Source organism: Aromatoleum toluclasticum ATCC 700605 (assembly GCF_000378245.1).
GTDB lineage: Bacteria > Pseudomonadota > Gammaproteobacteria > Burkholderiales > Rhodocyclaceae > Aromatoleum > Aromatoleum toluclasticum.
In genome coordinates this window covers 96245-111287 of sequence record NZ_KB899493.1, presented here as the reverse complement: position 1 = coordinate 111287, position 15043 = coordinate 96245, and the positions used below count along the sequence as shown (strand labels likewise).

The 15043-nt window shown below is 67.6% G+C and carries 13 protein-coding genes; 7 read left to right on the top strand and 6 right to left on the bottom strand.

Features of this window, described 5'->3' with window-relative positions; translation table 11 throughout:
- Positions 1–5 precede the first annotated feature (5 nt).
- The 4 genes from ybaL to F464_RS0106050 all read right to left on the bottom strand — a co-directional run bounded on the left by ybaL (position 6) and on the right by F464_RS0106050 (position 4873).
- Positions 6–1712, bottom strand: coding sequence for a YbaL family putative K(+) efflux transporter (gene ybaL, locus F464_RS0106065; protein WP_018988899.1), 1707 nt, complete (start codon positions 1710–1712; stop codon positions 6–8).
- A gap of 142 nt (positions 1713–1854) precedes the next feature.
- Positions 1855–4209, bottom strand: a complete 2355-nt coding sequence (gene parC, locus F464_RS0106060) for a DNA topoisomerase IV subunit A (protein ID WP_018988898.1) — start codon at positions 4207–4209, stop codon at positions 1855–1857.
- Positions 4206–4637 carry a type II toxin-antitoxin system tRNA(fMet)-specific endonuclease VapC gene (gene vapC / locus F464_RS27920; protein ID WP_018988897.1) on the bottom strand — a complete coding sequence of 144 codons (432 nt, stop codon included), beginning with the start codon at positions 4635–4637 and terminating at the stop codon, positions 4206–4208. The genes parC and vapC overlap by 4 nt, the downstream gene beginning before the upstream one ends.
- Before the next feature lie 5 nt (positions 4638–4642).
- Positions 4643–4873: an AbrB/MazE/SpoVT family DNA-binding domain-containing protein gene (locus tag F464_RS0106050; RefSeq protein ID WP_018988896.1), complete on the bottom strand. Its 231-nt coding sequence runs from the start codon at positions 4871–4873 to the stop codon at positions 4643–4645.
- 207 nt (positions 4874–5080) lie between these two features.
- On the opposite strand from F464_RS0106050, the gene F464_RS0106045 reads away from it, so the two are divergent.
- The 6 genes from F464_RS0106045 to F464_RS0106020 all read left to right on the top strand — a co-directional run bounded on the left by F464_RS0106045 (position 5081) and on the right by F464_RS0106020 (position 10980).
- Complete coding sequence (locus F464_RS0106045) at positions 5081–5980, top strand: LysR family transcriptional regulator (RefSeq protein ID WP_018988895.1); 900 nt, start codon at positions 5081–5083, stop codon at positions 5978–5980.
- Between the two features lie 153 nt (positions 5981–6133).
- Positions 6134–6952, top strand: coding sequence for a putative hydro-lyase (locus tag F464_RS0106040; protein WP_026295785.1), 819 nt, complete (start codon positions 6134–6136; stop codon positions 6950–6952).
- 74 nt (positions 6953–7026) lie between these two features.
- Positions 7027–8259 (top strand): MFS transporter, encoded by a 1233-nt coding sequence (locus F464_RS0106035; RefSeq protein ID WP_018988893.1) that lies wholly within the window; start codon positions 7027–7029, stop codon positions 8257–8259.
- A gap of 114 nt (positions 8260–8373) precedes the next feature.
- Positions 8374–9141, top strand: a complete 768-nt coding sequence (gene pxpB / locus F464_RS0106030; protein WP_018988892.1) for a 5-oxoprolinase subunit PxpB — start codon at positions 8374–8376, stop codon at positions 9139–9141.
- Positions 9138–10217 (top strand): 5-oxoprolinase subunit C family protein, encoded by a 1080-nt coding sequence (locus F464_RS0106025; RefSeq protein WP_018988891.1) that lies wholly within the window; start codon positions 9138–9140, stop codon positions 10215–10217. The genes pxpB and F464_RS0106025 overlap by 4 nt, the downstream gene beginning before the upstream one ends.
- Positions 10210–10980, top strand: coding sequence for a LamB/YcsF family protein (locus tag F464_RS0106020; protein WP_018988890.1), 771 nt, complete (start codon positions 10210–10212; stop codon positions 10978–10980). Before F464_RS0106025 ends, F464_RS0106020 begins: the two co-directional genes overlap by 8 nt.
- Here F464_RS0106020 and F464_RS0106015 read toward each other — a convergent pair whose 3' ends face one another.
- Complete coding sequence (locus F464_RS0106015) at positions 10981–11772, bottom strand: TIGR01458 family HAD-type hydrolase (protein WP_018988889.1); 792 nt, start codon at positions 11770–11772, stop codon at positions 10981–10983. It lies immediately after the preceding gene.
- 84 nt (positions 11773–11856) lie between these two features.
- Positions 11857–13830 carry a DNA topoisomerase IV subunit B gene (locus F464_RS0106010; protein ID WP_018988888.1) on the bottom strand — a complete coding sequence of 658 codons (1974 nt, stop codon included), beginning with the start codon at positions 13828–13830 and terminating at the stop codon, positions 11857–11859.
- Between the two features lie 332 nt (positions 13831–14162).
- On the opposite strand from F464_RS0106010, the gene F464_RS0106005 reads away from it, so the two are divergent.
- Positions 14163–14876, top strand: coding sequence for a phospholipase D family protein (locus F464_RS0106005; RefSeq protein ID WP_018988887.1), 714 nt, complete (start codon positions 14163–14165; stop codon positions 14874–14876).
- The last annotated feature ends 167 nt before the right edge of the window (positions 14877–15043 follow it).

Here is a 15043-nt window from a genome sequence, read left to right as displayed (position 1 = left end):
GCGGTTCAAGTGCCGGCGTGCGGCGCGAAGCGCGCAAGCACGTGCCCCGTCATGCCCTTCGCAAGTTCCTCCTCGCTGTGGAAAACCGTGCCGATTCCTTCCGTGCGCAGCAGCCGCGAGTCGTCCTCGCTATGGGTGCGCAGCACGATCTCGATGGCCGGGTTGAGTGCGCGCGCGGTAGCCACCATGGGGCGGACGTTGACTGGGTCGGGCGTGGCGATCACCAGCATCGCCGCATTGGCGATGTGGGCCTGGATCAGCACTGCCGGCTCTGACGCATCGCCCGCGACCGCCGCCACGCCCTCGCTGCGCAGCTGTTCGACCTGTTCGCGGTTCTGTTCGGCGACGACGAAGGGGATGCCGCGTGCGGAAAGGGCCTGCGCGATGCGCCGGCCGACCCGCCCGTAGCCGACGAGCACGACCTGGCCCTCGAGGTACTTGCGCTCGGTGTTCGTCGGCAGTTCGGCATAGGGATCCTCGCGGCGTTCGAGGCGCCGCGCGAATTCGGAGTGCTTGAGCGTCCATTCCCGTATCGGCGCAATCGTCGCGAAGACCAGCGGGTTGAGGGCGATCGAGATCAGCGCGCCGGCGAGCACGAGGCTCATGCCGGTCTGCGGCAGCAGGCCCAGCGACAGGCCCAGGCCGGCGAGGATGAAGGAGAATTCGCCGATCTGCGCGAGGCTCGCGGCGACCGTCAGCGCGGTGTTGAGCGGGTAGCGGAATGCGAGCACCAGCGCCATCGCGGCGATCGACTTGCCGAGCACGATGATGAGCACGACGGCGAGCACCTGCAGCGGATATTCCGCGATCACGGCCGGATCGAAAAGCATGCCGACGGCGACGAAGAACAGCACCGAGAAGGCGTCGCGCAGCGGCAGCGACTCCTCGGCGGCGCGGTGGCTGAACTCCGACTCGCGCATCATCATGCCGGCGAAGAAGGCGCCCAGCGCGAAGGACACGCTGAAGAGCTGCGCGGCGCCGTAGGCGATGCCGATGGCCGTAGCGATCACCGACAGCGTGAAGAGTTCGCGCGAGCCGGTGCGCGCGACCTGCCACAGCAGCCAGGGCAGGACGCGCCGGCCGGCGATGAGCATCAGCGCGATGAAGGCGGTGACTTCCAGCAGGGTCTTGCCGATGGTGCGCCACAGCGGGTCGCCGGCATCGCCAACGGGGGCGGAGGTCGCGCCGAGCGTACCGGCGAGCGGCGGCAGCAGTACGAGGATGACGACGGTGGCGAGGTCTTCGACGACCAGCCAGCCGACCGCGATGCGCCCGTTCATCGTGTCGAGCACGCCGCGCGCCTCGAGCGCCTTGAGCAGCACCACGGTGCTGGCGCACGACAGCGACACGCCGAACACCAGCGCGGCACCAAGGCTCCAGCCCCACCACCACGCCACCCCCGCGCCCAGCACGGTCGCGAAGCCCATCTGCACGACCGCCCCGGGCAGCGCGATGCGGCGTACCGCGAGGAGGTCGTCGAGCGAGAAGTGCAGGCCGACGCCGAACATCAGCAGCATCACGCCGATCTCGGACAACTGGGAGGCGGTGTGGATGTCGGCGACGAAGCCGGGGGTCGCGGGTCCGATCGCGATGCCGGCGACGAGATAGCCGACGAGCGCGGGCACCTTCAGGCGCTCGGCGACGAAGCCGAAGATCAGCGCGAAGCCGAAGGCCGCGGCGATGGTCGTGATGAGGGAAATGTCGTGGTCCATTCGGAGTCTTGTTTGTCAGGCATGGGGCAGCCGCAACGACGCCCGCCGGCCTCATGCGAGACCGGCGGGCGTCGGGGCGTCACTAGTTGAAAGACCGTGTCGGGGAGCGAGGGGTTCCGGCCGCCATCGCGCGGCCGGCAAATCAGGCAGTCGTGAGCGCCGCGGGCGCGACTTTTGGCGTGAGCGCCATGCCCTTGCGTGCGCGGCGGTGGAGCAGCGGCACGAGCTGGCTCGGCTTGAGCTCGACGGCGATGGCCCTGCCGCCGCGGCCGGTGCCTTCGACCCGCAGCGTTGCCTGGTCGGGCGGCACGGCGACCGCGACGAGCGCCTCCTTGTCGTCGAGCGCCATCACGATGACGCCGCGTCCGCCGGACTGCACCTTCATCTCGCTGCGCATGAAGACCAGGATGCGACCGTTCTCCGACACCGCAGCGATGCGCTCGCCCGCGACGCGCGCCGGCACCAGCACCTTCTCGCCCTTTTCGAGCGTCATGAAGGCCTTGCCCGCGCGCTGGCGGCTCGTCGCGTCGGCGAGCGTGCAGATGAAGCCGTAGCCGCCGGAGTTGGCGAAGAACCAGCTCGACTCGGGCTCGGCGGTGAGCACCTGCGCCACCTTGCCGCCGTCCTGGAAGTCGACGAGCGTGGCGATGGGCGCGCCATCGCCGCGTCCGCCGGGCAGGTCCGACACGCGCACGGTGTAGGCGCGGCCGTTGGTGTCGATGACGACCAGCGGCCAGGTCGTGCGCGTCTCGATCACGGCGAAGGCGAAGTCGCCCGCCTTGTAGCTGATGGCGGCGGCGTCGATGCCGTGGCCCTGGCGCGAGCGCACCCAGCCGTTCTTCGACACGATCACGGTGACCGGCTCGTCCGCTACGCTGATCTCGGCCGGCGCGACCGCGGCGACGGCCTCGATCACGGTGCGGCGCGTGTCGCCGTACTTCTTCGTGTCCTCCTCGATCTCCTTGAGGATCAGCCGGGTCATCGCCGCGCGGCTGTCGAGGATGTGCTGCAGGCCGGCGCGCTCGTCCTTGAGCTCGGCCAGTTCCTTCTCGATCTTGAAGCCTTCGAGGCGCGCGAGCTGGCGCAGGCGGATCTCGAGGATGTCCTCGGCCTGCACGTCGGAGAGGCCGAAGGCGGCGATCAGCGCGGGCTTGGGCTCGTCGGACTCGCGGATGACGCGGATCACTTCCTCGATGTGCAGGAAGGCGATCATGCGGCCTTCGAGGATGTGGATGCGGCGATCGACTTCGTCGAGGCGGTGGCGCGTGCGGCGGTCGACCGTGACGTAGCGGAAGTCGATCCATTCGCGCAGGATCTGCACGAGGTTCTTCTGCTGCGGCCGGCCGTCGCGGCCTATCATCGTCATATTCACCGATGCCGAGCTTTCGAGGCTGGTGTGCGCGAGCAGTACCGCCATGAATTCGTCACGGCTCTGTCGGGACGAGCGCGGCTCCAGCACGATGCGCACCGGCGCCTTGTCGCTGGATTCGTCGCGCACCGTCTCCAGCACGCCGAGCACGAGCTGCTTGAGGTTCTTCTGTTCCTGGCTGACTTCCTTCTTGCCGGCGCGCGGCTGCGGGTTGGTCAGCGTCTCGATCTCGGCGAGCACGCCGGCGGCCGACACGCCGTGCGGGAGCTCGTCGACGATCACGCGCCACTGGCCGCGGGCGAGCTCTTCGATGTGCCAGCGCGCGCGCATGCGCAGGCTGCCGCGCCCGCTCGCATAGGCCTCGCGGATCGTTTCGGGCGAGGAGATGAGCTGGCCGCCGCCGGGGAAGTCCGGGCCCGGCAGCAGCGGCAGGACGTCGTCGAGGCCGGCATCCGGGTGGCGGATCAGGTGACAGGCGGCGTCGGCGACTTCGCGCAGGTTGTGCGGCGGGATCTCGGTTGCCATGCCGACCGCGATGCCGGACGCGCCATTGAGCAGCACGAAGGGCAGGCGTGCGGGCAGCAGCTGCGGCTCCTCGAAGGCGCCGTCGTAGTTCGGCACGAAGTCGACGGTGCCGCGGTCGATCTCGGCGAGCAGCAGTTCCGCGATCGGCGTCAGGCGGCACTCGGTGTAACGCATCGCCGCCGCGGAGTCGCCGTCGCGCGAGCCGAAGTTGCCCTGGCCGTCGACGAGCGGGTAGCGCAGCGAGAAGTCCTGTGCGACGCGCACCATCGCGTCATAGACGCTGGAGTCGCCGTGCGGGTGGTACTTGCCGATGACGTCGCCGACGACGCGCGCGGACTTCACGTGCTTCGAGCTTGCCGACAGGCGCATCTCGTTCATCGCGTAGAGGATGCGGCGCTGCACCGGCTTCATGCCGTCCTCGACCTGCGGCAGCGCGCGCGACTTGACGACGCTCATCGCGTAGGCGAGGTAGGCGCGCTCGGCGTAGCGGTCGAGCGCGAGGGTGCCGTCGTCGGGGGGCGGGGCGTCGCTGCCGTCGCCCGAGGGCGGGGAGGGTGGGGGCGGTGCGCTGAAGAGGTCCAGGGATTCCGATTCTGTGGTCATGGAGCGTTCAAGTAAGTGGCGGCGGGTTCCATCAGGTTCGGTTCCATCCAGTTTTCCAGGTGGAGGCCGTCGACCCGCGCGAATTCACGAGTGTTGTTGGTGACCAGGATGCAGCCGAGCGTCAGCGCGTGGGCGGCAATCTGGGTGTCGAGGGCGCCGATCGGGGCGCCGCGGCGTTCGAGTTCGGTGCGCAGTTCCGCGTAGTGCCAGATCGCGTGGTCGTCGAAGGGCGCGATCTCGAGCGGCAGCAGGAAGGTTTCCAGCGCGCTGCGATTGCGGGCCGAGCCGCTTTTCGCCACGCCATAGGCGAGTTCGGCGGCGGTGATCGCCGACACGCCGATGTCGCCGATCGCGTGCGCCTCGAAGCGGGCACGCACGTGGGCCGGGCGGTGGTTGATGAGGTAGATGCAGAGGTTGGTGTCGAGCATGTACCTCACGGCAGCAAGGCCTCGCGGGCAGGCTGCTCGGGCTGGTTGCGTTCGATCGCGAAGCCGGGCTCGAATGCGTCGAGCGCGGCAAAGAGCGTGCCCCAGCCACGGCGCGGAAGCAGGACGACCGCATCGCCGACGCGCTTGATGAACACCTCGTCGCCCTCGAAGCGGAATTCCTTGGGTAGCCGCACGGCCTGGCTGCGGCCATTGATGAACAATTTGGCGGTTTCCATGGAGGCCTCGATAGTGACGTATCTATCGTTAGTATATATCAGCGCCCGTGGCGCCGGCCGATGGGAGGCAAATTGCACCGGCGAACCGATCGGCCTAAAGTCCTTGTCGCCGCCAGTCGGCGAAAGCGCGCATTCTGGCAGCGTTCCGGGCCGAAATTCAAGAATGTCGAGCACCGTCGGCCCTTCCTCATCACACCGATCTCATCCATGAACCTGCGTTTCGTCGAAGCCTTCCTGTGGGTGGCGCGCCTGAAGAGCATCACGCGTGCCGCGGACAAGCTGTGCCTGACGCAGTCGGCGGTGTCGAGCCGCATCGCGAGCCTGGAGGAGGAACTGGGCGTGGCGCTGATCGATCGGCGCGAGCGGCATTTCCGCCTGACCAACTCCGGCAACCGCTTCCTCGTCTACGCCGAGCGGCTGCTCGCGATCCAGCGCGAGCTGAAGGACGAGATCGGCATGGCGGAGCCCGAGGCGATGACGCTGCGCATCGGCTGCATCGAGTCGGTGCTGCATACCTGGCTGATCCCGCTCGTCGAGCATCTGCGCCGCACCCAGCCGCACATCGAGTTCGAGCTGGCGGTGGAAATGACGCCGGTGATTACGGAGCAGTTGCGGCGCGGCGGGCTGGATCTCGCGTTCGCGGCGCTGCCCGCCACCGGCGAGGGCATTCGCGTCACCGAACTGCCGTCGCTGGAGATGGTGTTCGTCGGCCGCCGCAGCGACGCGGAACGCGTCGGCAAATGGACCTTGCCGGAGATCCTCGAACACGACGTGCTGACCTTCCAGCGCGGCTCGCAGCCGCATGTCGCGCTGATCGAAGTGATCCGCCGCGCGGGCCTGGAGAGCGGGCGCATTCACACGATCTCGTCGATCTCGGCGTTGGCGCGCATGGTCGAGGGCGGTTTCGGCTTCGCGACCTTGCCGCACGCCACGGTGCCCGGCTTCGCCCGCGGGGCCGATCTCGCGGTGCTCGATGCCGAACCGCGTCTCGCGCCGCTGCCGATCCATGCGTCGTATTGGGCCTACCCGGGCGCGCCCCAGATGGAGGCTGCCGTACAGGAGGCGATCGCCTTCGTGCGCGGCTTCCCGATCGACGGCACGACTTGACCGCACCTGTCGCGCAGCCGGATCAAGTGCGGTCAGCATCGAAAAAATCGATGAGCTCACAAAGAAATTTTGCGTTTGTCTAGCTTCCGCCCCCCGCCGATACTTTGATCACGGCGCGATTACAGCGTCGGGCAAAGGATGAGGAGACGGTCGGTGGAAAGGAATCTTGATAGCGCAGGTGTGCCCGCTGAGGAACTGACAACCGGGGTCGCCGCACGCCGTGCGATCCGGACTAGGCTGTGGACCTCGCACACCAGCGGGATCGCGCCGGGCCATGTGCAGGGCAACGTCGTGATCCTGCGCGCGTCCGATGCCGACGATTTCCTGCGCTTCTGCCAGCGCAATCCCAAACCCTGTCCGCTGCTGGCGGTGTCCGAGCCGGGCGAGCCGCTGCTGCCGACGCTCGGCGCCGACGTCGATATCCGCTTCGATGTGCCGCGCTACCGCGTGTGGCGCAAGGGCGAACTCGTCGCCGAGCCGACCGCGATCGACGATCTGTGGCAGCCGGACTTCGTGACTTTCGTGATCGGCTGCTCCTTCTCCTTCGAGCAGGGGCTGCTCGACGCGGGCATCCCGCTGCGCCATGTCGCCCAAGGGCGCAACGTCGCGATGTACCGTACGAATATCGCCACCAACCCGGCCGGAAAGTTCCACGGTCCGCTGGTCGTGTCGATGCGGCCGATGACGGCGGCGAACGCGATCCGTGCGATCCAGGTCACTTCGCGCCTGCCCAACGTGCATGGCGCCCCGGTGCACTTCGGCGATCCGGCCGAGATCGGCATCGCCGACCTCGCAAAGCCCGACTTCGGCGATGCGGTCGAGATCCTGCCGGGTGAAGTCCCGGTGTATTGGGCCTGCGGCGTCACGCCGCAAGCGGCGGTGATGGAAGCCCGCCCCGAGCTGTGCATCACGCACGCGCCGGGATACATGCTCGTCACTGACCTGCTCAATCACCAACTCGCCTTTTCCTGAACAGAGCCTTATTTCGCTGCACCCCGGCACAGAACGGGGACAGCGTGTGTCGAACCACCTAAAGGAGATCCACCGTGTGGATTAACGAGACCACCCCGAACGAACGCAAGACGCTGACCGCGGCCTTTGCCGGCTATGGCATCGATGCGTTCGACTACATGATCTACACTTTCTTGATTCCGACGCTGATGGCGGCGTGGGCGATGAGCAAGGTCGAAGCCGGCTACATCGCGACGGGCGCGCTGATCACGTCCGCGATCGGCGGCTGGGCCGCCGGCATCCTCGCTGACAAGTATGGCCGTGTGCGCGTGCTGCAATGGACCGTCATCTGGTTCACGGCCTTCACCTTTCTGTCCGGCTTCACGAATTCCTTCGAGCAGCTCTTCTTCACGCGGGCGATGCAGGGCTTCGGCTTCGGCGGCGAATGGTCGGTCGGCGCGGTGCTGATCGCCGAGATGATCCAGCCGAAGAACCGCGGCAAGGCGGTCGGCCTGGTGCAGAGCAGCTGGGCCGTTGGCTGGGGCATCTCCGCCATCGCGTTCTGGGTCGTGTATGCACTGATGCCCGCCGAGTATGCGTGGCGCGTGCTGTTCTGGATCGGCATTCTGCCGGCGGTGCTGATCTTCTACATCCGCCGCAACATCCACGACCCGGAAGTCTTCCACGTCGCCCGCGCGAAGGTGAAGGCCGAAGGCGGCGGCAACTTCCTCGAGATCTTCTCGCCGCGCCTGTTGCCGACCACGATCTTCGCCAGCCTGTTGTCGACCGGCATGATGGGCGCCTACTACGCGGTCACGACCTGGCTGCCGACCTTCCTCAAGATGGAGCGCGGGCTGTCGGTGCTGGGCACGAGCGGCTACCTGCTGGTGCTGATCCTCGGTTCCTTTATCGGCTACCTGACGAGCGCCTGGCTGTCGGACCACCTCGGCCGCCGCCGCTGCTTCATGCTCTTCGCGACCTGCGCCGGTGTCCTGGTCTATAGCTACACGCTGCTGCCGATCAACGACACGATGATGCTCTTCCTCGGCTTCCCGCTCGGCTTCTTCCTGTCGGGCATCTTCTCCGGGATGGGCGCCTTCCTCGCGGAACTCTTCCCGAACGAGCTGCGCGGTTCGGGCCAGGGCTTCTGCTACAACTTCGGCCGTGCGGTCGGCGCGACTTTCCCGGCGCTGGTCGGTTATCTGAGCACCAGCATGCCGCTTGGCGAAGTGATCGGCATGCTCGCCGTGGGCGGCTACCTCCTCGTGATCGTCGCCTGCCTGCCGCTGCCCGAGACGCGCGGCCGGGACCTGGTTCTGCAGAACTGAGCGCGCCGTCTTCTCGGTCGCAAGGCTTCCCGCGCCGTCCTGCACGGCGCGGCGCGGGGATCCGATGCATGCGTATCACCGGGCTCTCGCCCTCTCCAGCGGAAGACTCCCGCCATGACTATTGAGCTTGCACACCCGTCGGCGCGTCTGCTGAGCGTCGGCGACTCCGCCTGGACGGTCGAGTTCGGCAACGGCATCGACCCGGCGATCCACGGCCGCGTGCTCGGTTTCTCAAGCCTGCTCGACACGCTGTCGAGCGACGGCCGCCTCGACGGCGTCGTCGAATGGGTGCCGACTTTCCGTTCGGTGACGGTCCATTTCGACCCGCTACGCACCGACGCGATGGCGCTGCACGATCTGCTCGCCGAACTTGCCGGCCGGAGCGGCAGCGTCTCGGCGGCGGGCAGCCGCTGGCACATCCCGGTGTGCTTCGACGCGGCCTGCGCGCCGGACCTCGACGATGTCGCCGCCGCGAAAGGCCTGGCGCGCGACGAGGTTGTGCGGCTGATGACGGAAACCGTTTTCACTGTCTACATGCTGGGCTTCCTGCCCGGCTTCCCCTATCTCGGCGGCCTGCCCGAGGCGCTCGACATGCCGCGGCTGGCCTCACCACGGAAGGTCGTGCCGTCGCGCTCGATCGCGATCGCGGGGCGCATGTGCGCCGCCTACCCGTGGGAAAGCCCGGGCGGATGGCGCCTGATGGGCCGCACGCCGGTGCGCCTCTTCGATGCGGCCAACGCACGCCGGCCGGCCCTGCTCGCGCCGGGCGACCAGGTGGTTTGGGAGGCGATCGACCTCGACGCGTTCGATGCCCTCGAGCGGGATTGCGCCGCGGGCCGTTTCGATCTGTCCTCGCTGTTGAAGGAAGGAGAGGCGGCATGAGCACTGTCGTGGAAATCATCGACGCAGGCCTCGCGGTCAGCGTCCAGGATCGTGGCCGCACGGGCTATCGCAACATCGGCGTGCCGGTGTCGGGCGCGCTCGATCCGGTGCTGATGGCGGCGGCGAATGCGCTGGCCGGCAATGCATCGGAGGCCGCGGTGCTCGAAGTCGGCCTGAGCGGGCCGTCGCTCAAGGCGCTGTCGGGCACGGTGCGCGTGGGGCTTTCCGGCGAGATGGGCGCCCAGCTCGTGAATACGCGCGGCCAGGTGCTGAATGTGGCGCCGTGGCACACCGCGACGCTGTTCCCCGGCGACGTCATCCGCGTCGGCGGCGTGTCGCACGGCGTGGGCTACGTCGCGCTCTCCGGCGGGGTGCAGGTGGCCGAGCAGCTCGGCAGCCGCTCGACCTACCTGCGTGCGGCGATCGGCGGCGTGCAGGGCAGGGCGCCCAGGGTCGGCGACCGCCTGCAGTGCGACGCGGTGCGCGGCGACCCCTGGCTCGAATTCCGCGCGCGGGCGCCGTGGCATCACGACACGGGTCCGATCCGCGTGATCCTCGGGCCGCAGGAGGACCACTTCACGCCCGATGCGCTGGCGAGTTTCCTGTCGAAGCCCTATGCCGTGACGCGCGACATGGACCGCATGGGCCTGCGCCTCGACGGCGAGAAGCTCGTGCACAACGACAAGGGCGCCGAGATCGTGTCGGACGGTGTCGCGCCGGGCACGATCCAGGTGCCGGCGAACGGCCAGCCCATCGTGCTGATGGCCGACTGCCAGACCTCGGGCGGTTATCCGAAAATCGCGACGGTGATCCGCGCCGACCTGCCGCGGCTCGCACATGTGCGGCCCGGCGACGAACTGCGCTTCGTCGCGGTGAGCCACGCCGAGGCCGCGGCGGCGCTGCGCGAACAGGTGCAGCGGCTTGCCGAGTGGGTCGGCATGATCCAGAGTTTCCGTCCGCCCGGCGTCATCGACGAGGCGGCGCTGTATGGCGCGAACCTCATCTGCGGCGCAGTGCGCGGCGACGAATGGAACCTGCACGGCGTCAATTTGCAATATGGAGCACACCATGTCTGAGCGCATCAATCTCAACGCCGACCTCGGCGAAAGTTTCGGCGCCTGGAGCATGGGCGACGACGCGGCGATGCTGGAGGTCGTCAAGTCGGCCAACGTCGCCTGCGGCTTCCACGCCGGCGACCCGCTCGTGATGCGCCAGACCGTCGCCACGGCCAAACGCTGCGGCGTGAGCCTCGGTGCGCATCCTTCCTTCCCCGACCTGCAGGGCTTCGGCCGCCGGCGTATGGACGTGCCGTCCGCGGAACTCGAAGCGATGCTGATCTACCAGATCGGGGCGCTCGCCGGCATCGCGCGTGCCGAAGGCTCGACGGTAACCCACGTCAAGCCGCACGGCGCGCTGAACAACATGGCCTGCGCCGATGCGAAGCTCGCGGCGACGGTCGCACGCGCGGTGCGTGCGTTCGATCCGGACCTGATCCTGCTCGCGCCGGCGCTGTCGCAGCTCGTCATCGCCGGGCGCGAGGCGGGGCTGCGGGTCGTCGAGGAGATCTTCGCCGACCGGGCGTATCTGGATGACGGCAACCTCGTGCCGCGCTCGCAGCCGGGCGCGATGGTGCATGGCGCGGACGCCTGCCTGCGCCACGTGCTGGCCATGCTCGAAGCGGGCGCGCTGATCTCGATCAACGGCAAGCGCCTGCCGGTGAAGGCGCAGAGCATCTGCGTGCATGGCGACGACGCCGAAGCGGTCGCGACGGCGCGCGCGCTGCGCGACGGGCTGCAGCGGGCGGGTTACGAGCTGGTCGCGATTCCCGAACTCGCCTGATCAGCCGAGCGCCAGCAGGCGCGTGACGGCGTCGGCGAAGTCGTCGGCGACGAGGCTGGGCCGGATCGCCGCATCGGCGTCGTCGCCCGCGCGGAATTTCCCGGTGCGCACGAGGATCGCCGGGATGCCGGCGGCGAGCGCCGCGCCGATGTCGTCGTGCAGGTCGTCGCCGATCACGACGGCGTCCGCGGCCGATACACCCAGTTCGGCGAGTGCGGTATGGAAGAAGGCCGGCGCCGGCTTGCCGACGACCTCGGCCTGCACGCCGCTGCTGAACTCCAGTCCGGCCACGAAGGCGCCCATGTCGAGCGACAGGCCGTCCTCTTCCATGAAATAGCGGTTCTTCGCCATCGCGATGAAGGCGCCGCCGGCCATCAGCAGGCGGAACGCGGCGTTGAGTTGCGCGTAGTCGAGATGCGGCCCCATGTCGCCCATCACGACGGCATCGGGCGCGTCCGCGCTCGGGCCGATTTCCGCCGCAAGATCGGGATGGACCAGGTACAGCGGCTTCAGGCCGCGCTCGCGCACGAGTCGCTGCGCGGCGTGCGGCGCGGTCTGGAGCTCGTCCTCGTCGATCGCGAAGCCCATGCGCTGCAGCTTCGCGACGAGCGTGCGGCGCGGCGTGCGTGTCGTGTTGGTCAGGAAGCGCAGCGGCAGCCCCGCGGCACGCAGCCGGGCGAGCGCGTCGACCGCGCCGGAGATGGCTTGCTCACCGACGTGCAGCACGCCGGCGAGATCCACCAGCACGGCGCGGGGGCGTCGGGCGAGGCGTGGGGCGGGATTCGCGGCCATGAGGGTTTATTCGAAAACGGAACAGGCGTTTCCGTTATAGGCGGCGTGATGCGGCGCAGCAAGCCGTCGCCGGGGCGTATCGGTTCAGATGTCCGCCTCGACCGTGTCGCCCTTCTCCTCCATCCACGCGCGCCGGCCCGAGGCTTCGCCCTTCCCCATCAGCAGCGTGAACATCTTCAGCGTGTCGTCGAGCGCATCGGCGCGCACCTGCACCGGCAGCACGCGCCGCGTCGCGGGGTCCATCGTCGTCTCGCGCAGCTGGTCGGGGTTCATTTCGCCCAGGCCCTTGAAGCGGCCGACCTCGATCGCTTCCGGCTTGAAGCCTTCCTTCTGGACGCGGTCGCGGATCGCCGCGAGCTCGCCGTCGTCCAGCGCATACAGGCGCCGCGCCGGGCGTTTCTTGCCTTGCGCGGGCACGTCGACGCGGTACAGCGGCGGCTGCGCGACGTAGATGTGGCCGCGTGTGATCAGCTCGGGGAAGTGACGGAAGAACAGCGTCAGCAGCAGCGTCTGGATGTGCGAGCCGTCGACGTCCGCATCCGACATGATCACGACCTTGCCGTAGCGCAGGCCCGCGAGGTCCGGGGTGCTGCCGGCAAGGTGCGCGTCCACGCCCAGCGCCACCGCAATGTCGTGGATCTCGGCGTTGGCGAGCAGGCGGTCGGGGTCGATCTCCCACGAGTTCTGCACCTTGCCGCGCAAGGGCAGGATCGCCTGCGTTTCCTTGTTGCGCGCCATCTTCGCCGAACCGCCCGCGGAGTCGCCCTCGACGAGGAAGAGCTCATTTTCCGCGATGTCTTCCGATTCGCAGTCGGAGAGCTTGCCCGGCAGCACCGCGACGCCCGAGGTCTTCCTCTTCTCGACCTTCTGCGCGCTCTTCTGCCGCGCCAGCGCCTGCTTGATCGACAGCTCCGCGATCGCCTTGCCGGCCTCGACGTGGTTGTTCAGCCAGATCTCGAAGGGGTCGCGGATCATGCTCGACACGAGCTTCACCGCCTCGCGCGAGTTGAGTTTTTCCTTTACCTGCCCCTGGAACTGCGGGTCCAGCAGGCGCGCCGAGAGCACGAAGCTCATGCGCCCAGCGACGTCCTCCTGCTGCAGCTTCACGCCGCGCGGCAGCAGCGCATGGTGCTCGATGAAGCTCTTTACCGCATCGAACACGCCCGCGCGCAGCCCGCTCTCGTGCGTGCCGCCGGCCACCGTCGGGATCAGGTTCACGAAGGATTCGCTCGGCACCGAGTGCTCGAACCAGCCGAGCACCCAGGCCGCGCCTTCGCCGGGCGCAAAGGTCGAATCGTCCTTGTCGGCGTACTTCTCGGCCGTGTAGAGCGGCGCGACCGGCTCGAGGTCGCCCGCCTGCTCGCGCAGGTAACCGGCCAGTCCGTCCGGATAGGACCAGGTCTTGGTCAGCGCCGGGCCGCTCGCCTGCTCGATGTCGAGCCGCACCGACACGCCCGACAGCAGCACCGCCTTCGAGCGCAGCAGGCGCTCGATCTCGTTCTGCGGCACGCGCGGGTTCTCGAAATACTTGCCGTCCGGCCACACGCGAACGCGCGTCCCGGTCTGCCGCCCGCAATCGCCGACGATGGAGATCGCGCCGATGTTCTCGCCGCCCTCGCTGAAATCGATGCGATGGATCTTGCCTTCGCGCTTCACCTCGACCTCGACACGCGTCGACAGCGCGTTCGTCACCGCAACGCCGACCCCATGCAGGCCGCCCGAAAATGCGTAGGCGCCGTTGCCGTCGCGCTTGTCGAACTTGCCGCCGGCGTGCAGGCGCGTGTAGGCGAGCACGACGACCGGCACGCCTTCCTCGGGATGCAGGCCGACCGGGATGCCGCGGCCGTCGTCGGCGACGCTGAGCGAACCGTCGAGGTGCAGCGTCACGTGGATCTTCTTCGCGAAGCCGCCGAGCGCCTCGTCGGCCGAGTTGTCGATGACTTCCTGGATGATGTGCGCCGGCGAATCGGTGCGGGTGTACATCCCGGGGCGTTCGCGCACCGGTTCGAGTCCCTTGAGGACGCGGAAGGACGATTCGTCGTATTGCTTGCCTGTCATGGTGTCTGCGCTGTGTTACGGTCCGGCCGAGCGCCGGGAGGCGTGCAAGGATACCCGCTGCGCGGGCTTCTGGCACGGTGGCGATGCAATGGATCGGATACACCGTTCGGGGGCTCCCCTGCTGACGGGTGTAGGCCGGTTGCCCGCGCTACAGTTGAACGCAACATTGGTCGACTCAGCTCTTCATGCGAAAGGCTTCACTTGCGCCGCATGTGTGCAAATGTAATATGCACAAGCAACGCTTTCGACATGAACACACCGATGCCGTCCGCAATCCGCGGGCCACGTGTTCTATCTTGGCGAACGACGACAACGGAGAACGGATTCGCGCCATGGCCAAGTTTCTCAATACCAGCGCCACCAACTACTTCCTTGAAGAGCTGATCAAGAATGCCAAGGACCGCCTGGTCCTGATCAGCCCCTTTCTCAAGCTCAACGACCGCATGAAGGAACTCCTGGCCGACAAAAACCGGCTCAAGATCGACGTGCGCATCGTCTATGGCAAGAGCGAACTGCAGCCCGAAGAAATCAACTGGCTCAAGGAACTCACCTACATCCGCACCAGCTTCTGCAAGAACCTGCACGCTAAGTGCTACCTCAACGAGGAACTGGCGATCATCACCAGCCTCAACCTCTACGAGTTCAGCCAGATCAACAACAACGAAATGGGCGTCCTCATTCGCCGCGACGACGATGGCGAGCTCTACAGGGACGCCTACGAAGAAGCTCAACGCATAATCCGCATCAGCGACGAAGTGCGCATTACGCTCGAACGCGTCACCGCCGAGGTGCGCAACGACGGCGACGGCAAGGCCGATGGCGAAGAAGTCGCCGACAAGGCGGACAAGCTCACCACCTCCAAGCTCGCACAGCGGCTGGGGTTGCGCACCGCCGACCTCATCGAGCGCTTTGTCGCCAACGGCCTGCTCGAACTGCGCGAAGGCAAGCACTACATCACCGTGAGGGGCAAGGAAGCCGGCGGCGAATTCCGCATGAGCCCGAAATTTGGGCCGTATTTCCTGTGGCCGGAGAATATGGGGCTGTGAGGCTGTGAGGCTGTGAGGCTGTGAGGCTTCGACGCGGCGACAAGCCAAGCCCGGAACCCGAGGTTGCATCCGGCCATCAAGAGACCGTGGCCGTCAAAATCCGAACGAGTGCTTCTGGGTATTGCTCGGTCATCCGGACAGCGGGATCTGCTTTCGATCTCTGACGT